This is a genomic window from uncultured Sphingobacterium sp., from assembly GCF_964277905.1.
Classification (GTDB): domain Bacteria; phylum Bacteroidota; class Bacteroidia; order Sphingobacteriales; family Sphingobacteriaceae; genus Sphingobacterium; species Sphingobacterium siyangense.
On record NZ_CAXYKD010000001.1, the window covers coordinates 39,220 to 59,354 of the forward strand.

General features: G+C 39.6%; 12 protein-coding genes. 6 read left to right on the forward strand and 6 right to left on the reverse strand.

Translation table 11 applies throughout. The features are described 5' to 3' along the window. Positions 1–35 precede the first annotated feature (35 nt). From ACHWSC_RS00175 to ACHWSC_RS00195, 5 genes are all read right to left on the reverse strand, one after another. A complete protein-coding gene (locus ACHWSC_RS00175) occupies positions 36–3,380 on the reverse strand; it encodes a SusC/RagA family TonB-linked outer membrane protein (RefSeq protein WP_394675407.1) in 3,345 nt (1,114 codons plus the stop codon). Positions 3,381–3,447: 67 nt separating this feature from the next. Further along, positions 3,448–4,395: a FecR family protein gene (locus ACHWSC_RS00180; RefSeq protein WP_394675408.1), complete on the reverse strand. Its 948-nt coding sequence runs from the start codon at positions 4,393–4,395 to the stop codon at positions 3,448–3,450. 96 nt (positions 4,396–4,491) lie between these two features. Further along, positions 4,492–5,019 carry an RNA polymerase sigma-70 factor gene (locus ACHWSC_RS00185; protein ID WP_112373850.1) on the reverse strand — a complete coding sequence of 176 codons (528 nt, stop codon included), beginning with the start codon at positions 5,017–5,019 and terminating at the stop codon, positions 4,492–4,494. A 127-nt stretch (positions 5,020–5,146) separates the two neighbouring features. Then, positions 5,147–6,610 carry a hypothetical protein gene (locus tag ACHWSC_RS00190; protein ID WP_394675409.1) on the reverse strand — a complete coding sequence of 488 codons (1,464 nt, stop codon included), beginning with the start codon at positions 6,608–6,610 and terminating at the stop codon, positions 5,147–5,149. A gap of 243 nt (positions 6,611–6,853) precedes the next feature. After that, on the reverse strand, positions 6,854–7,924 hold the full coding sequence (locus ACHWSC_RS00195; protein ID WP_394675410.1) for a S41 family peptidase: 1,071 nt from the start codon (positions 7,922–7,924) through the stop codon (positions 6,854–6,856). Between the two features lie 575 nt (positions 7,925–8,499). Between ACHWSC_RS00195 and ACHWSC_RS00200 the strand changes: the two genes are divergently transcribed. The 4 genes from ACHWSC_RS00200 (at position 8,500) to ACHWSC_RS00215 (ending at position 14,933) form a co-directional block, all read left to right on the forward strand. Then, positions 8,500–10,248, forward strand: a complete 1,749-nt coding sequence (locus ACHWSC_RS00200; protein WP_394675411.1) for a hypothetical protein — start codon at positions 8,500–8,502, stop codon at positions 10,246–10,248. A gap of 13 nt (positions 10,249–10,261) precedes the next feature. Continuing rightward, positions 10,262–13,756 carry a DEAD/DEAH box helicase gene (locus ACHWSC_RS00205; protein ID WP_394675412.1) on the forward strand — a complete coding sequence of 1,165 codons (3,495 nt, stop codon included), beginning with the start codon at positions 10,262–10,264 and terminating at the stop codon, positions 13,754–13,756. A gap of 16 nt (positions 13,757–13,772) precedes the next feature. Continuing rightward, positions 13,773–14,462, forward strand: coding sequence for a hypothetical protein (locus ACHWSC_RS00210; protein ID WP_394675413.1), 690 nt, complete (start codon positions 13,773–13,775; stop codon positions 14,460–14,462). Between the two features lie 159 nt (positions 14,463–14,621). After that, positions 14,622–14,933, forward strand: a complete 312-nt coding sequence (locus ACHWSC_RS00215; protein WP_394675414.1) for a hypothetical protein — start codon at positions 14,622–14,624, stop codon at positions 14,931–14,933. Between the two features lie 60 nt (positions 14,934–14,993). Here ACHWSC_RS00215 and ACHWSC_RS00220 read toward each other — a convergent pair whose 3' ends face one another. Next, the gene (locus tag ACHWSC_RS00220) at positions 14,994–15,344 is read right to left on the reverse strand and encodes a helix-turn-helix domain-containing protein (protein ID WP_394675415.1); all 351 of its coding nucleotides are present in this window, start codon (positions 15,342–15,344) and stop codon (positions 14,994–14,996) included. A 274-nt stretch (positions 15,345–15,618) separates the two neighbouring features. Here ACHWSC_RS00220 and ACHWSC_RS00225 point away from each other — a divergent pair, with 274 nt between their 5' ends. Continuing rightward, entirely contained in the window at positions 15,619–16,749 is a 1,131-nt protein-coding gene (locus tag ACHWSC_RS00225) for a redoxin domain-containing protein (protein ID WP_394675416.1), read from the forward strand. 296 nt (positions 16,750–17,045) lie between these two features. Next, entirely contained in the window at positions 17,046–20,126 is a 3,081-nt protein-coding gene (locus ACHWSC_RS00230; protein WP_394675417.1) for a SusC/RagA family TonB-linked outer membrane protein, read from the forward strand. Positions 20,127–20,135: the final 9 nt, after the last annotated feature.

The following is a 20,135-nucleotide window of genomic DNA, read 5'->3' on the forward strand; positions in this document are numbered from 1 at the left end:
TGGCTGATGAGTATAAATCATCGACTTTTTTTAGATTAAAAATTGACATTTAAACCAACAATAAAGCTTCTGGCTTGTGGGTAACGCCCCACGTCAAGACCATTGTTATCCATTCCAATTTCTGGGTCAAAACCTGTATATTTCGTAATGGTAAATAGGTTGTTGGCCGTTGCATAAACGCGTACGTTGCCCATCTTAAATTTGTTTGCAATTGATTTTGGTAAGGTATAGCCTAATGTAACGTTACGAATGCGGAGGTAGGAACCATTTTCGATGTAAAAATCGGACGCATTGAAATTGCCATTTGCATCTGAAGTGGAGATGATCGGCACTTTACCGTTTGGATTTTCTGGAGACCAGGCGTCCAAAATGCCCGTTAACTTATTGTAAGAAGGTCCACTCGCACTATACGTTGTTCTTTTGATAGCGTTGAAAAGCTTGTTGCCTTGAACGCCCTGAGCAAAAATATTGAAATCAAAATCCTTATAATTCGCATTAAAGCTCAAACCATAGGAGAAATTTGGATATGCACTGCCCGCAAAATAACGGTCTTCAGGTCCGATTGAACCATTGCCATCGATATCTACAAATTTGAAATCTCCCGCTTTTGCATTCGGTTGAATTTTTTGTCCATTGGCATTTTTGTAATTATCAGCTTCGGCCTGGCTCTGAAAGATACCATCTGTTTTTAGTACATAGTAGCTGTAGAGCGGTTGACCAACAGTAATAGAGAGTGGAGCTAACTCATTTCTGAAATTAGTACCCACAGCAATGGTGTTCAAGCCCGGTGCTAATTCTTCAACCTTGTTATTTAATTTGGTTAAGGTTGCGTTGATGGAATAAGTAAAGTCGGAATTTTTTGAACTGTTGTACGTTAATCCCAGCTCAATTCCTCTGTCTTTGACTAAACCCGCGTTGATCGTTTGACTATTTAAACCTGCTGTACCTGGTAGTGATCTGGTCAGGATCATTTTATTTGTTTCTTTAATAAAGTAATCGGCGACTAAGTTAAAATGGTTGAAAATTCCCAAATCTACACCTATATTGGTCTGTTTACTTTCTGCCCAAGTGAGGTTCTTGTTGGCCAAAATCGTTTGTACGTATCCTTTTTGTAAGGTCGGTGTTTGGCCGAAATAACTTTGTGTCGATGCTAGTAGCGGGTTAACAGCTGCAGCTGACAAACTACCGAGATTACCTAAAATACCATAGCTCCCGCGTAATTTTAATTGATCTAACCAGGTTGCTGATTTTAAAAACTCTTCTTTACTGATTACCCATCCTGCAGAAGCAGAAGCGTAGTTTTTAAATCTATTTTCTTTTGTCAACATGGATGAACCATCTCGTCTACCAATTAACGATAGTAAATACTTGTCGTTATAACTGTAGTTTGCTCTTAAGAATAGCGATGATATTGCTGTTGAAGCATAGCCACTTTCCGAAGGTTGAATGGTATTCGCATTTGTTAAATAACGGTATTGTTTGGACTCATCGTCAAAACCTGCTCCGGAAGTATATAGATAGGTGTTCTTTGTTTTTTGAAAGGTATAACCACCAGTTAGGTCAAGTTGATGCTTGTCGAAAGAAGTTTTGTAATTTAAAACTTGTTCTGCAAGGATATCATTTGCATCATCAGCTCGTTCAACTAGACTATTGCTCAAAACCGGTTTACCTATTTCAGGACGTCTTGGTGTAAAGCTTTTAAATCGAGCATTCGATTTAGTAATACTTAAATTAGATCTGAATGTTAAGCCTTTTGCCAATTGGATGCTAGCATAAGGATTGACAACAAGGACATTGACCGGATTGTTGATGTCGATGCGCATCAGTTCGGCAACAGGATTAATGATATCACCGTAATCGCCAGGGAATGGACCCGGTAGACCAGCAAAGCTTCCATCTGCATTGTAAGGGGTTCCATTAGTTGGATAATAAATGGCAGAAAGTAGGGCTCCTGTATAGTCACTGCTGGTATTGGCACCATTTCCATTGGTACTGCTATAGGATAAGTTTTCACCAACTTTCAACCAAGGGGTAAGTTGATGTTCTGAATTTATACGGAAATTATAGCGCTTGGTTTTGGTATTCAATACAATACCTTCGGCGTTGCGGTAATTAAAACTCAGGTAAAAGTTAGACTTTTCGCTACCACCATTAATTGCAGCATTGTAATCCTGTAGCGTCGCGTTTCTAAAAACTTCATCCATCCAGTTTGTTTTGGTGACTAAACCTTCTGGGTATTTGGTCGGATCAAAAGCAGGTAGGATAGTTGTTCCACCATTTTGAGCGGCTGTTGCAGCTACTTGTGCACGTTGTTCGGCATTTAAAGGCTGTAATTTTCGCCATGTACTTTGTTGACCTAACTTGGCATCAACGCTAATTTGCATCTGTCCTTTTTTTCCTTTTTTAGTGGTGATCAATACCACACCACCAGAAGCTCTCGCTCCATAGATCGCTGCCGATGCATCTTTAAGGACCGAAATGGATTCGATATCGTTTGGATTGAGCTGTGGGGTGCCTAGGAAAATTGAACCGTCAATAACGTAGAGTACATTTTCGCCATTGATACCACCGGCGCCTCTGATATTGATACGTGGCGTTGAAGTTGGGTCACCACCTTCATTCGTAACAATAACACCTGGTGATTTACCGGCCAATACTTCGCCAACACTGTTGACAGATCTAGACGATAATTTGTCAAGTGATACCAAGCTGACAGCACCTGTTAGTGTTTCTTTTTTCTGGGTGCCATATCCCACAACAACAACTTCTGATAAGGTCGAACGCTCTTCGCTTAGCGTTACATTTATAACTTCATTTTCACCAACAGAAACATCTTTAGAATGGAATCCGACCATCGAAAAGGAAAGTACGGCTTGCGGTCCTGCTTCGATACGGAATGCACCTTTTATATCTGTTGTGGTCCCAACCTGCGTACCCAATACTTTTACAGAAACACCCGCAATTGCAGCCCCTGTTGTATCTCTTACAAAACCGGTAACGATTCGGTCTGCCTTGATGTTTGCTTGCGTGTTCAGGATCACATAGTCCTCTTTTTCCACTGCATTGATTCCAAGCTTATTCAAGAGAGAGCGAACGGGTTCAGTTTTAAAACTGCCGCTTAAGACTGTGTTCCGTTCTTGCAATAGATCGGGATTGTAAACAAAATGAAGGCCCGAAAGACTCTCGATTTTGTGGAGAATCACATCGAGTTTTTCGCCCTTGCTTATTTTGATGTTTACACTGCTTTTGTCCAAACGTTGGGCCATGCTTGGGGAGGCCATCAATGAACTGCAGAATACTGAAGTAATCGAAAATGCGATGCAGGGATACTTCATGATCCGGTAAAAAGAGAATTCCCTCTTGAATGCAGGTGTTTTCATTTTTTTGTAATAATTAGGTAATGAATTACGCATGGTGACTAAGATGTTTTAGGTAAATTTTTAGACATTATTTGTGGATTTTAAATACTTTATCCTTTTCAATCGTACTGTACTTAAGGTGATGTAGGCTGCAGATAATATCCAGTATTTCTGCTGGATTTTGTGTGCTATTGAATGTGGCTGTTGTTTTTAGAGACCTAAGCGATGTATCCTTTAAGATAATTTCAATGTTGTAGATATATTCCAGTTTTTTTGCGACCTCTTGGAGGTTTGTTCCATCAAATGCTATGGCGACAGCTGTATTTTTTTCTACTACGCTACGCGAAGATTGTGCGGTCTCCTTGCTGTAACGTAGACTCTGGTTTTTGGTTAATATACCCAAGATTTTATCTTGTTGCTGTACCGCAACCTTACCGGTAGCAACGGTGACTTCGACTTGGCCGGAAGCCTGATAGGCTTTTATCCGAAAGGAGGTACCCAATACTTTAACCGCTAGCTTGGATGCAAGCTGTACCTGAAATGGGTGTTGCTCGTCGTGGGCAATATCAAAGAAAGCTTCCCCTTCAGTAAGTGCTATTTCGCGGATATTTCCCCTGAATTTACTTGGATAGCTGATTTTTGAAGATGGTTCCATGATAATTTCCGAACCATCTGCCAATACAATCTTTTTATGTTCACCTGCAAGGGTTGTTGTGACGATCTGCGCAGATGGTGCGATAGGTTGATTATTTACTTTCCAATAAAGAAGTACTATGGAAGCAATCATTAAAATAGCGGCCGCTATTTTGAATACAGGTGAATACAGCAGGGAAGGTCGTTTACTTTCCTTTTCTGAAATACCGGACTGGATATTGGCCAATAATTGTTCGCGCAGCGCAGCTTTGCGTTCCTGCGGAATTTTTTTTGATGCGTTATCCAGTTGGGCGTACCAATCTTCGACTTGTTTAATCTCGGCGGCGCTGGCCTCTTCATTTAAATATTTTTGCAGTAGCTGCTTTGCTTTTTCTTCCATCATTTGAATACATGTCACTTCAAATGGGAATTGGTACTAGTCGAAAATATTAGGAGTATATTAATTTATTGTTAACACTCAAAAAAATGTAGGAACTGCCTAAGAGAGGCTTTTTTTGAGCAGTTTCATGGCCGAGGTAATTTGATTCTTGACGGTTTGTACCGATACATTCAGCTCGCTCGCAATTTCCTTGATTGATTTTTCTTGCTTGCGGCTCATTGTGACGACCAGTCGCATACGTTCGGGAAGCTGCATTAAAGCTTCTTCAACTTTTTGCTGCGCATCTTTTAGGATCAGCAGGTCGTCCGCTGAATCTGCATATTGTTGGTTCATTAAAGTCGCTAGTTCGGCTTTGTGTCCATCTTTAACTGTCGTATTCCGAAAATGGTTGATTACTTTAAATTTTACAGCCCCATGTAGATAGGCTGCAAGGCCACCAGATATGATGACCTGTTCACGGTTTTCCCACAGCGAAATGAAGATTTCCTGGGTAATGTCCTGAGCCACATTTTCGTCACCTATTTTCTTAAAAGCTGCATCAAATATGGCTTCCCAATACAGATTAAAAATCTGTTCCATGGCAAAGTGGTCACCTTGCTTTAATGATGCTATCAATAATTCGCTCACAAGATCAGTTTTAATTGGACAAAGCTAATAACTCAGTATTCCTTTAAAGTTAATAAATCTTAAAGAGTATACTTTGTCTGTTATAAATTAATCTTGGGAATTTCTGCTGAAATTGAGCGGTATATTTTTATTCTTTATATTCCTTGCCCGTAGCGATGTCTATAAAATAGCTCTCATTCTGATTGTGTTCATTTTTATGCTGTACCCAACCGTTGGGATTGATGGTCATGTAGCTTTTGTTGCCGATTCGTTGTTTTGTCTTATTGTTGTATAAAGTATAGCGACCATCTTTATGCTCCTGTAATGCGAAGATTTGTCGTTTACCATCTAAGGTTTCAATATGTTCGAAATCGGGATTTATATCCCAAGTCTTTGCACTTGAATTCCATAGGCCTTTTGTAGGTTCTAGATCACCTCGTTTTACATCAATTAAATAAAGATCTTCTGATGAATCGATGTATTTTATTTTTCCGGTCTTCCAATTCTTTTCCATGGCATTCGAGGTGAGTAACATGTGTTTGTCTGGCCAGACCAAATTACCCACTTGATCCAGGATATAGAAATTCGGGGCTTTGATGGTGTCCAATAAGTTGCCATCTTTATCTATATATAACCAATCATAAGCCCAGATGGCATGATCGTAGTTAAACCTGCCTAGAATAAAGTAGGGCGAATTGGTCACCGAATAAACTAAGGATATTTCTTTTAGAAAGGCAATCTGTGAAGCATTGGCTTGTCTAATTTGTTTTGGAAAAGCTTTGTCGTATTGTGGAAAGGCATATATACTCCCTGTATTATTGTCCTTTAGTAGTTTGGGGATTGTTGGGCTGTAGCGCTCCTGATTGATGGAATCGAGCTGTATGGCCTCATTTTTCCAAAGAAGGTCTATTTTGTCAATGCCTGTCAAAGCGGATAAAACCGGTTTTTTGCTTTGGATATCAAGGATAGCAAAACTGTTTGTTGATGCTGGAATATAACGTCCGTTTTCCAAGGGCATTTCAATGTGTTCTTCTATTTTCTTAAGTTTTTGATCTTTTAGCAGATACAGGTTCCCATTGAGGATCAGGTGCTTGTCGTCTAAGGGGTAAGTTGCAAGGTTATACTCGTTCTCATCGTAAGGAATATCTTTTTTCAACAGGACCTGATTACTTTCCAATACCCGTATTTCGAGCTTAACATAAGTAGCTGTTTTCTTGATATAACTGCTTAGGATATTCCAGTCCCATTTCCAGAAGGGCAATTTCTTTTCATATTCCTGGCGTTTCATTACGAGAGTCACCTGTTCGAGGTCTAAGAGCTGTAAATCTGCGTCGGAATAATGTTCTATAAATTCACCTTTGCTGTTAATGATCCCCGTTTGATCCTTTTCATTGGCTACCAGTGCAAATCCTGTGGACGTGAAAGGCTGAGCCCAATGGAACTCTTGGGATAGCTTCTTATGGAATGCACTGTCGACATAGACAAACTGCTTGTTTTTGGTTTGATAGGGAATCCATTTAACCCGGTCATTTTTTGTGATTATGGCGGATTCCTGTGCACATGCTGTGATACATAGCATAGCTGTTATACTTAGCAATAATGATTTGATCATCCTTTTTTTTCTATAAATTGAACCTGTTTGTTTGCAACTCGCATGTTATTGCAATTGCTCGCGTTGATCGAGCCCGAAGGCGAATCGTACACACTCAGAAACGCGTTGGTTTCGAAGCTAAAGTAGTGGAAAACAAGCTTTAGAAAAATAGCCGATTTCAGTGATTATCGAAATCCTTTTGGCTTTAGAAAAAAGGCAATATTCGCATCATGAACATACAATTTAGTCGTTTTGGTTCTTAGCCTACTCTTGGATATAACGTACGGCAAAATCTATCCAGTCTGAAATGGATTCATCCATATAGATATCGGGCTGTATACCTATATTGTCAATCGGATATTGCGGTAAACGGGTAGATCGGTAGGTCGGCAAAAGGAGCTGGTAGTTGTCGCAACCAAATTTGAACTCACGTATAGAGCCATAGTCAAGGGCGCCCATACTCGGGGTTCCCATGATTTTTACTTTTTTGCTCTGGCGGGAACTGAATAAAAAATTCTCCGCTGAACTGGCTACATTTCTATTGGCTAGGATAATGACCTGTTGCGGACTCTTTTTATTAAGGACAATCGTATCTATGATCACCTTCTTGTCACCATACAGGACAAATTTTCCGATATTCTCCCTGTATTCCCGCAGATCTTCGTCAATTCTTTTTACTTCATTCAGAGAATCCTGCTTGATATTCTTGATGGCATAATCACGCAAACCATTGACTAAGGTTTGTGTCGCAAAAAACTCAACACTCATAATCCGGATGGGATTAGTTAAGATGTAAGGCAATAGGGGCTGGTATACATCGTCCGTTCCACCACCGTTGTTTCGTACATCTATAATAAGTCCTTTACTGCTTTCTATCTTTTCTTTGTTTTTTTCGATCAGCTCTTTGAAAGGGGCTATGTTTTCATACCCGAAGCTTGAGATTTTAATATAAAATATATCGGGACTGATCGATTTTGAACTTATTTCCTCTTCTGGTTCTACCTTTGGGTTTTCGGTACTTGTCTGTGGAGCATTTTTCTTTTTGGAAAGATCATCTAAGACAATGTGTTCATCGTGGAAGAAGTCAAGATATTCCTGCAAAAGTTGCATACAGGTCCCATTTGAAACCAGCAAGCTTTTCTTCGTCAATATATTTTTTTTAGCTTGATACAGGTCCTTATTCTGCTTGGTTTTTTCTGGAAAACCAGGGTACTCGCTCTCTATTTTTATAATTAATTGCTTAAGTGCCTGTGAGCAGTTGCAGGTGGTTTGACCATATATTGGTCGAACAAAGAAAACAAGACAAAAGATGAGGAATAATTTGGTATTGGTCATGTATATGGTTGTTAAAATTAATGCAATTTAAGAAATAGCGTATTTTCTGATAGCTTAAAAATTGAATAGCCTAAAAATAATAGAAATATATAATTGATTCGTGAGTTGTTTACAATTCGCAGCATATATTTATAATTTGTAAAAGCTGGAAATAAATGGTCGTGTGTCTATATACAGGCCGGTATCCTTTATTTAAAACTTTAATGATAAATAATATTTTGATTTGGTTTTGTTTATTTATATATTTGTATATATAAACTATATCAATGTATTCTATTTTGTTTTTCTTTTCATGGGAAAACAAAGTGTTTTCTCTGTCTATATTGCCAGCGACGGGGAGACACTTTTTCGCTAAATGAATGATTTGAATACATGTTGATTTAAATGCTGGTATTTCCTGAAAAGCCAAGGGGCGAACGTCTATATGTAGTAATGTGTTAACCCCTCTTTAGTCTCCTTGGTTGTAATACTGTTTTTTTACAATAAAGTATTGATTATTTGCAATAATGATCTGTAACAGTTTGATCTGTTGGGGTAATTTATTGTGCCAAATTTTTAATCTTAAATCATTTAGTATGGAAATTAATAGCCAATTAATTATCGATCGGCTTTCTCAGCGTATGGATCTCGATCGTGCCTATCTTTTTAAATATCAGTTTCTCGGGCAGGAGCATTATCATTTGCTTCTTGCGCTCAAGCATGTGAGCGGGCTTTCACCGAAGGTATTAAAACCCATTGTGGAATTATGTTTAATGGACCAGAAGAATATTTCCTTTGAGCTGGTGCCAATTGCTGAAATGCTCAGTAAAGTCAAAGTGGGTAGTCTGTATTATTCCTACGCCTCACTACCTGAAAATATCGTTCATCAGGCTAGTAGCAAAAAGAACCCACCTCTTCAAGCGAAAGAACTAAAAAGTGTTCTAGAAATAGCTGATGAATATTACCAGAAGCTCCTGCCTATTTCATCAGGCTTCTTACAGGGGGCTGAAACATTTGGTCAACAGGGCAACTATCAAAGGGCTGTATTTATGTTACATCAAAGTATGGAAAACCACTTGCGTTTTTTACAGCTAATGATTGACGGAAAAGCCAATAATGTACATCATGTTAATAACAGAATTAAAAGCCTCAATGAACATTTTTCCATGTTAAGGGAGTCCCTTGTCGGAAAGGATGAGGAAGAAAAGAAACGTTTTAGATTATTGGACAGCGCCTTTGATGCGGTGAAACAAAACAAGGATCTCGAAATCTCCGCCTTTGATGCCTCCTGGCTTTATGAGCATTGCAAGTTTGTTCTTCATACGATTGAACAACTGTACTTGAGTTTTATGGAAGGCCTTAAAATGGGCTATGAAAAATTGTTGGCAAAAGAGCAACAAAAAGAGGAACAAAAAGTCGTAAATAAAAACGTCGAAGTTGCAGTAGGTAATCTGGCGGCGAAGGACACTACATTATCGAATGCTACGGCCTCGCAGTTTCATGCATTTCCTTGGCCGGAGCGGTATGAGACAGATATACTTCATGTGCTGGCTCAGATTCGTCAGGAGAATAATCCCGAACAAATGATGCTGCTCAATTATTACGTTAGCGATGCGCATGGGAAAGGGCTTTTTCATTTTCCACCGCAGGAAAATGAAAAGGCAGAAATCTACCTTGCAGTAATAAAAAAGAAAATAGGTCACTGCCATTTTCGAAAAATCGTTTATGGTGGAGTTACTGCAATTGTAGCTTTTATGAGTACAGATTTCCTGGCAACAAAACTGGATCTGGGCAGCCGTTTCTCCCATACCATCTGGAATGAATCTGTTGTTGTTTACCGTCGTCCGAGTTATAAGCCAACATATTCCGTTTCTCCGATCAATTGGCATGATACATTGTTTAAGACATCCATTTCATGGACACGCAATTCAAAACTTATGCAGGATCTGCTAGGTGTATTTGCTTTTGAAGGACTTGCTAGTCCACAATTGGCTGTATTATTTTTAAATCAATTGACTTCAATTGGACTATACAGTTATCTCTACCTACGGATCGGTTATGCCCCAATGAATGTGACGATAGCCGATCTGGTGGACTGGACCTGTATCTGTGATAAAAAGGTTAAGGAGTTTTTTACCGCCAGAGGTGATGTAGAAGAAATATTGAATGCAGAGTTATTAAAACAGATGAAAGGGCGGGTTTATGAGCTTCCTTCACAATTAGCTCAGCTTGATATGGACTACTTTAGTTCAAAAGCGAGAGAAATTACAGATTTCTTTGTCGATCTCTGTGATCAGAGTATACGGTATATGGAGCTGAAATCGGAGGTTAATTTCAATAAGTAATAAAGAAGAATTTATGGGAAACAGTGTTGAAAATCTGGGGCTACCAACAGATGTTGCTCCGATTGTACCTGATAAAGAGAAGAATAGCTTTATTATTCCCTGGGAAAACCGGGAGGATCTTTATATTTCATCAGACTACTTTCTTAAGCTCTATAAAGGAGAAATACCATTGAAAGATTTCCACCTTTACAGTTACAGCGTTAGGATAATCAAAGTCAACAAGTTTAAATGGCCATTTTCTCTAAGAAGAGACGGAAAATATAAAGGCAAATATCTCAAAATTGATCTCGAGATCAAAGAAATCGGATTGAAGGTTAAGTGTGATTGTAAAAAGCGTCATGATAGTCTGTGTGATTATGTAATTATTGGACTTTATCGTAAGTTTTTACTCAGTAATAAATTCTTACATGATTTATATGCAGAAGATATTGCCATCCTACCCGAAAGTCAGCATAAGTTCTTTCAATTGGGTATTTCTAGGCTTTATTACCGCAATGATAAGGTTTGTATTGAAAACCATAATCAATTTGGTCAGGTATATAATTATTTCGACCACCGGGAGCTTGAATCGGAATTGCTAGCTGCAGCATCTGAAAGCCGATGGTTGGGACAGCCTGGGGCGCCTTGTCCGGACCTTATGTATGTCGTTCCTAGAGAGCGTCAGGTGGACGGACTACCTTTTTTAATACCTTTTGAAAAAGACAGTAAGATAAATTATTTAGGCGAATTTGGTAATGAGTTGGTGAATTTTGCTGATAGCGATGTTTTGAAAATCGATTTATGTCATAAGATTTTAGCCTTTTCCAAAAGTCCTCAAAGACAATTAGGGGATAGGGAGAAAGATGACCTGCGAAATGACTTTGATCATGTGGAGAAGGATTTTATCATCAGTGCTTGGCGTAAACTTTTGGAAGGAAAATCGGAAAGATTACGTGTTGCCTTTGTCGATAGGAATAATTTTAAAACGACAATTGAAAACTTCAAATATCCATCCAAATATCGTACAACTTATCGGAATGTGATTTTGGCGGGCGATGATCTTAGCCTGAAATTTCATTTGAAAGAATACAGCGATCACCTGCTTCTATCGTTAATTCTTATCTACAAAGGAGAGGAGTTGAAAGACTATACATCCGAATGTCGGTCCAATTTCTTCTTTATCAATCTAAATGAAGATGAGTGTCTTTTTGTTGATAATCTACAAAAGGAGTTTCTATTACGTTTCTTTCACAGTATTTCTACTAAAATAACGGTGTTAATGAGGGACTATGAAGACTTCTTTACGCGTATGTTGATTCCATTGTCAACATCCCTTCATATAGACCTTGAACCTTTAAACAAGGATACAGTTTTTATTTCTAATACCGCTCATCATGTGCCGCAATTTAAGGTTGTGGTGGAGAAAGACGACGATGATCATTTAAATTTCGAATTGAAAGCTATGCTGAGTGAAAAGGAAGAATATGTAATTCCATATGGAGGAAACTTGATTTTAAAATCGGAAAATGGAACCTGCCTATATACTGAGCGAGATCTTGTTGGCGAGAATGAGTTTAATACCTTTATTGAAGCACAGTTTCCAAATTTGAAAAGTTGCAGCAATAGGATGGTTAAGCGCTTGGAATGGCAGGGGTATAGCAACAGAAATAGACTGTATGAATTTATAAAAAAATGTAAGAGCAAGGGGTACAAAACTATACTGAACAATATTTCAAAGGGAGCTTATTTGCTGCCACACCAACTGAAATGGGAAGTATTGGATATTCGTCAGGACAATAATGTATTTTCCATTTACATGATTTTCAAATTTGGAACAACGACCTATTTACCGGGAGAGTTTGAAGAAAAGATCGTAAACGACTACAGTAGTATTCAATTGGCGGATCAATCTTTCGGATATATCAAAGCCTCAGATAAAGCATTATTTGACGTGCTGTTTAATTATGCGGTGGTTGAAACTGACTGTCTTAAACTCACTTCAGCCCAATTGTTGTCTTTCCAAACACGGCTGGATCGAATTGATCCCCGTATTATTCAAAATAGCCTAGCTGAACGTCGAAAGAAACTGTTGAATACGGATGAAATAGCCCTGTTGGATGTTCCGAAAGAGATCCAGGCAGAGTTGCGCCCTTACCAACAGGCAGGATTTAGCTGGATGGTATTCTTAAGTGATTTTCAATGGGGCGGTATCTTGGCTGATGATATGGGATTAGGGAAAACCTTACAGGCAATAACGCTTTTGGAATATTTCTATCAAAATAATCCAAAGGCGGCCCCCTCAATTATTATTGTACCCAATTCCTTACTATTCAATTGGCTGTCAGAATTTAAGAAATTTTCCCCAAATCGTCGGACTGCTATTTATCATGGACAAAAAAGGAGGGAAATCACAGAAATAGAGAACGAATCCATCTTGATTACGACCTATGGAACAGTTATGATGGAGCTTGATTTTCTTAAATCCCAGTCCTTTAGTTACATGATTTTAGATGAGTCGCAGGCGGTGAAAAATCGTAATTCAAAAAGATTTAAATCGCTCACTGAGCTAAAATCCTGCTATCGCATAGCGATGACAGGAACACCGATTGAAAATGGCGTGGAGGATATCTATGCACAAATGAGTATGGTCAATCCGGGTTTTTTTGGAACTTATGGCAATTTTAATAACACCTATAAGGGGATCAAAGATGAAAATACAGCGCAAGCAACTACCCTTGGCCTCCAAAAGATGATTCAACCTTTTATTCTTCGGCGTACAAAAAAACAGGTTGCTTTGGACCTTCCTGAAAAGACCGAAACAATTCTGTATATGGATATGCTTCCGGAGCAAAGGAAAATATACGATAAGGTCAGAAAAATATTCAAGGGGGAGATTGAAAATAATCTGAATAGCGCTGATTCCACGAAATCCAAATTTTTAGCGATCGAGGCGCTGCAAAAACTACGGCAGCTTTGCAACTCGCCCATTCTGATGAAAGATGGCGGCTTCGGTCATGAATCTATTAAATTGGATTTTATTGATGAGATCATGGATGAAGTAGCTCCAAATCATAAGATTCTTCTCTTTTCGGCGTATACTTCCATGCTTAAGCTGGTGGCTCAACGAATCGAAAATAAGGGAATAGCTTATGCCTACCTTGATGGTAAGATGAATCAAGATCAGCGGCAAAATGCGGTCGAAAGATTTCAGAACGAGGACGAATGTCGTGTGTTTCTCATCAGCCTTAAAGCGGGAGGAACAGGATTAAATCTAACGTCTGCCGACTACGTCTATATTTTAGACCCCTGGTGGAATCCTGCTGCCGAAGCACAGGCGATAGATCGTTGTTATCGAATAGGGCAAGAAAAGCATGTGATGGCTTATAAGATTGTTTGTCGGGATTCCGTTGAGGAGCACATCTTAGCACTTCAAGAAAGTAAAAAACGAATATCCGAAGGACTGATTTTAGATGAGGCCAATCTAATGAAATCGATCAGTAAAGATGAGCTGCTTAAATTATTTGAATAACCAATTGTACACTATAATGATCAAAAAAGTATCTCCACAAAAAGCATCCTATGGGGGAATGATGTATTCGCACGACTTTCAACTATGGTACACCTATCTAAAACGGAGGATAGAAAAGGGCTGGAGGCCTGAAGAACTGTCGTTCTTGCTTGGTAGACCTGATCATGCATATTTAGACTTTGAAAAAATGTATCAAGTACGAGGTTTTTTGACCCAAGAATCGATCTTGCTGGATCGAATATACATGAGCTCATGCATTGAACCGATGGAATTCCATCGCGAAAGATATGAAGCTACCGAAGAACGTCTCGTCCGTCTTCATATTGAAGAGGACGAGGTCAGGTGGCATTATTCTATTGAAATTCCCTGGCAGTTTGTCTCGCAAAAAAAGTCTTCAATTGCATTGCAATTTGAGGAATGGAAAGCTGAAAAAGATATCCAGCTTGAATCGGATGCGATGTTACATGTGCGCCAAAAGATTGAAGGGCTATTGGATCTGGAATTCTTTGGGCATGGTGCAGCTCCTTGGCAACTGTTTCGGAAAGTTAAGGAAACGGGACAGGTTCATCTCCAGATTTATCCAAGGCATTTGAAAAATGTACTGTATGGACTCATTCAGCAAAACAGGTTGGTCGTCAGAAATGTGGAAGGAAGGTATTCTTTTTATCCGGTTGATCGAAAGACCGGATATGAGAAATTGAATTAATGATGGTGAGAGATAAAACAACACATACAGCATAATGCTATGTTAAGTTTAATCAACCTTGTAAAATACGACGATCAAAATGTGTAAACATAACTAGCCATTAATAGGGAAACGATAGTGATTATAACATGCAATCAAAATGAATTGCTATATTTAATCATGCATGCAAAACCTGAACAACGTAAAACATCAATAGTACCAGTATTATGCAAAATTCTTGTTGGGACTATTGGTGTTTTTGCTATTTTGACAGCTTGTTTCTATCATAATCAACTTGATGTTGACGGCAACTTGACAATAGGATTTCCCTGGATATTTTATAGGGAAGGAAGTGGTTATAGCCCAGATCTTAATGAGCAGGTCGGATACCATGAATTTGAACCTCTAAAATTGATCGGCAATATTCTTTTTTCTGCAACCCTGGCTTTAATGATCTTCCGGATTTATAGCGTCACCATACGAAAGCGCTAGGTGGTCTATGAATTTCATAAAGAATGTCAAGCATACCTTTTCTAATTTGAAGCTCTTTGGCTACATCAGATTATTCTCCTTAATAAGATTTCTGTAAAACTGTAAACTCTCCTCCAAATAAGAAATATAACTTTCTTTGTCCCGTAAAAGCTGCTTTTCATTTGTTAAGGGTGATTTTTCTCCCTTTATCTGAGCTGTCGGAGGATTGATCAAACTATTCATATCCGTTTGTAATATATCCGCAATTTGCTGTAGACGTTCAATGTCTATCTTCGTCGTTCCAATCTCAAGGTTCTGATAGGCTTTTAAGGAAATATATAGCTGTTCAGCCATTGCCCGTTGTGATATCTTGAGATATTTCCTACGCTCTTTAACGGCTTTGATAATTTCTTGTGATGTAACATTGCTCATGGTTAGTAGAATTCAAATTAATGTGAACACAGGGTTTGGTATAGCCAAAGATAAGTAATTTGAAAATATAATCTACTTATATAGTAGTCTTTATTTTTATTTATTTCAAAACTACTGTTGCCTCCTCGAAAAATCTTTCCCACTAAGGCGTATTAAATGTTCATAGCACCATTTAATATAGGAATATTTTCTACCTAACTGTTGGAAATGAATAGTCAAACCACTTATTTTTGAATAGTCTACTTATTTGGTAGTTTTTTTTAAAAATAAACATATGACTAAAGTATTTACATTGATTGCATCGCTCACTTTCTCTACAGCGATTATGGCGCAGCATAAAACTGCCCTGCTAAGCGGTCGAGTGACTGGCTATGCCACGCAGGACAAAGCTTTTCTAAGCTATCGGAATGGTACTCAACGCAGCGTCGATTCGGTTAACATCGGTTCAAATGGAACATTTCAATTCAATTATACGATTGCCGATCCGACAATAGCTAGCCTAACGGTAGGTAAAACACTGGCCTTAGCGCAACGTTCAAAAAGTCTGACATTCTATCTTGAAAACACAGCGATCAAGGTTCAGTCTACCGATTCATTGAAAAATCCATCGGTTCAAGGAGGAAAGACAAATACGGAGCTTAGCCAATTAAAGACGCGGCTTGAAAAAATTGCCCCTTTGCGAGATGCGCTGAATACAAAATATTTTTCGGCAAGCCAAGAGCAACGAAACTCCCCTGAATTCAAAAAGGAAATTGAACAGCTCAGCGAAAACTATCAGCTTGAGAATAAAAAAATCCTGGAAACCTTTATTTCAGAGAATCCCAATTCTTTCGTCAGCCTAGACCGTATTGCAGAGGTCGTTGGCTATGCTCCCGAAGCTGAGGACCTGGATCGATATTTCAAACAGCTCAGTCCAGAAATACGTCATTCGGAAAAAGGAAAAGCTTTTGCACTACAGATTGATCAAACCAAAGCGACGTCGATCGGACAGATTGCTCCGGCTTTTACGCAAGCTAACCCAGAAGGTAAAAATATTTCCCTTGCTGATTATCGAGGTAAATATGTGTTGTTGGATTTCTGGGCAAGTTGGTGTGGTCCCTGCCGTCATGAAAATCCAAATGTCTTAAAAGCTTATCATGCCCTAAAAAACAAAAAATTTACCGTGCTCGGCGTATCTTTAGATCAACCTGGCAAAAAGAACAATTGGCTAAAAGCTATTGCAGATGATAAATTAGAGTGGGATCAGGTTTCGGATCTTAATTTTTGGGATAACCAGGTCGCTAAGCTTTATAATATCCGATCGATTCCTCAAAATTTTCTGATCGATCCCAATGGAAAAATAATTGCCAAAAACCTTCGTGGTGAAGATTTGGAACTCCAACTTTCTAAATATATCATTGATTAAACAGTAAACATACAGAATTTATGAAAAGACAGTTATCGATTTTATCCCGTAAAAAATCCATTGCTACAACGACAGTGAATGTTGTTGATTCAGCCTATATTTCCCAAGCACGAATGTGCATGCCTATTCCATATATGTAGGTCTAAACTACTCCCTCTATTTTATTCATTGACGATATGGGGTTTACCTCATGTTGTTACACTTTTTTGTCGCAAAAAGGGATGCCGAGCAAATGCCCCTAGGGCATTGCCTTGTCCCTGTGTGACATGCTACACTTTTATTAATCGAAAATTACAATGAAACAAAAATTAATCTATTTTTTGTTGGGGATCCTCTTTGCCATCCATGTTCAGGCACAGTCTTCTCGTAAAGTCAGCGGAATTGTATCTGCACCGGATGGTACTCCTTTGGCTGGAGTTTCTATCCGGGTGGAGAATACGAAGGAGGCCACACAAACAGGTAGAGATGGTCAATATAGCATCCGTGTCGCAGCTTCCGAAAAACTTATATTTAGCTTCATAGGCTATCAGGTCCGTCACATTGATTTAAAAGGACGATCATCGTTGGATGTTGTGTTACTGAAAGAGGAATCTGTGTTGGATGAAGTTGTGGTATCAGCAGGGGGGATTCTCAGGACTCCCCGCGAGCAGGGTTATGCAACAACGCAGGTCACCGGCGAAAATCTCACCCAAGGAAAATCACCGACTATTGCTGGGGGGCTTCAGGGGAAGGTACCGGGATTGCAGATCAATCAGATCAGCAGTGGTGTGAACCCTAATTACCGGTTGGTGCTTAGGGGAAACAGATCTTTATTGGGCGACAATACAGCTTTAATCGTGTTGGATAATGCTGTTGTGAGCAGTGATCTGCTCAACAATATTAATCCTGCAGATGTAGAAAATGTACAGGTTCTGAATGGAGCTTCAGGTGCTGCTGCGTATGGAGCTGAAGGATCCAATGGGGTGTTAATCATTACAACGAAAAAAGGACAGGCGGGACGTACCGCGATCAACTTGAGTAATACCTTTACGTTGGAAGAAATCAGTTTCTTTCCGAAGTTACAGGATAAGTTTGGTGCGGGATCCACTTCGGGTACACAGATCTACAACCCCGAAGAAAACCAACAGTATGGTCCTGCTTTCGACGGGTCTACCGTTGCGATCGGTAATCCTTTGGAAAATGGGGAACAGCAATATGGTACTTATTCAGCACGTAATGATCGATTTGATTTTTGGAATGTCGGCCGCAATAACCAAACCGATCTTTCGATCTCCTCCGGAAATGATAAATCTTCGCAATATATTGCCGGTCAATATCTTACCGGTAGAGGAACAACCCCCGGCGATAAATACAACAGGATCTCTTTTCGTTTAAACGGTACAAGAGCTTTTTATCCCAATCTGACCCTGGATTATTCAGCGAGTTATGTCGAGAACTTTTATGATATTACCTCAGCGACAAGCTCCATTTATACGCAGTTAACACAGACTCCAGCCAATATTCCACTATTGAGCTACAAAGACTATGTCAATAATCCTTTTGCGACACCTGACGGTTGGTACAATCCTTGGTACTTAAATCCTTATTGGACAGCGGATAATTATCGATCGAAAACAAAAAACAGCTATCTGACAGCCAAAATCGAACTAAAGTATCGTCCGACAACTTGGTTGGAGTTTACCTATAGGCCCTCAATTTCCAACCGATGGTATGATTCAAAATCTGTTTCACCCAAACAGACTTATTCGAGCTATTCTGTCAATACAATTGGACGTACCAATTTAGCGGGTGGTGTTTCGGACACCGAATATAACAGTGCCCGTATCAACCATGATCTTCAGATAGGGATAAAAAAAGATGTCAATGACTTCTCTTTCAACTTTAATCTGACCGGTACTGCTATTAGCCGACGATATAAATCGGTAGCTGTTTCGGCATCAGGTCTTGAGATCCCGGGGCTTTACAACGTGTCGAACCGAATCGGGGAAGCTGGTGCCAGCGAATCGAATACACTGGCACGTACATTTGCGGTATGGGGTGACCTCTTGGTCGGATACAAAGATTACCTTTTCTTACATGCTACAGGCCGAAACGATTGGACATCAGTCCTCAGCAAAGCAAATAGATCTTATTTCTACCCTTCTGTAGACTTGTCTTTCATTCCAACGGATGCCTTTAAGCAACTAAAAGACAATTCGATTGTCAATTACTGGAAGTTGAGAGGTGGTCTGTCGCGCACTGGCTATGTCAACGTGGATCCTTACTCGCTGGTACCTACCTTCTCCTCAGTTACAGGATATAGTAGCGGAACTTTCTTTTCTCAGGGAAGCCGCATTGTTTCATCTAATTTAAAACCAGAGATTACTACAGGGGTTGAGTTTGGTACCGATTTTAGATTGTGGGATAACCGCATTGATGCAAATCTCACCTACTATCATACAGGAACAACAGGACAGGCGATTCCTGCCGGGATAGCAATTTCTTCCGGCTATTCCCAATTTTATGTCAATACGGGTAAAGTAACGAACGAGGGGGTCGAAACCGCTTTGCATATCACGCCTATTCGTAGCAGGGATTTCCAATTAACAGTTGGCGGAAACTATACGCACAATAAAAACATCTTACAGGATCTTTACCCCGGATTGGATCGTATTTCTATTAATGGAAGTAGTGTGATCTATGCGCAGAAGGGGCTGGAGCTGAATCAGATCATCGTTTCCGATTATGCCCGTGATGAGCAGGGGCGTGTCATCGTCGACGTAAATACAGGTTACCCTTCCGTGGCTTCGGAAAGTAAGATACTTGGCAATACCACACCACGTCACCGCCTGGGCCTTGATCTTTCTTTACGCTGGAAGGATTTCTCTTTCAGCACCCTTTTTGAATATCGTGGTGGGTACAAATTTGCCGCTATAGACCTCGGTAGCACGCTTGATTTTGGCGGGTCATCGGCTCGAAGTGCCTACTATAATCGGGAGGCGTTTGTCTTTCCAAACTCCTCTTATTTAGATGCTACCAGTGGTCAATATGTAACCAATGATCATATTACAGTTTCAGACGGCGGAGCTGGATTTTGGACTTCGGGCACATACAATAGGGGCGTGTACAGCAATTATGTGATTTCGGGTAATTACTGGAAATGGCGCGAGGCCTCGCTTTCCTACCGCTTACCACAGCGTGTCCTTTCTCGCCTAAAAGGTGTTAAAGCTGCTTCGGTCAGCATCCAAGGACGTAATCTTTTGCTATTTACCCCTAAATCCAACGAGTATACCGATCCCGATTACAGTGCCAATGATAACAATGCCATAGGGGTCTCGACGACAGGGCAGACTCCACCTACACGCTATTTTGGGGCTACACTGTCCCTTACTTTTTAACTAGTGAAC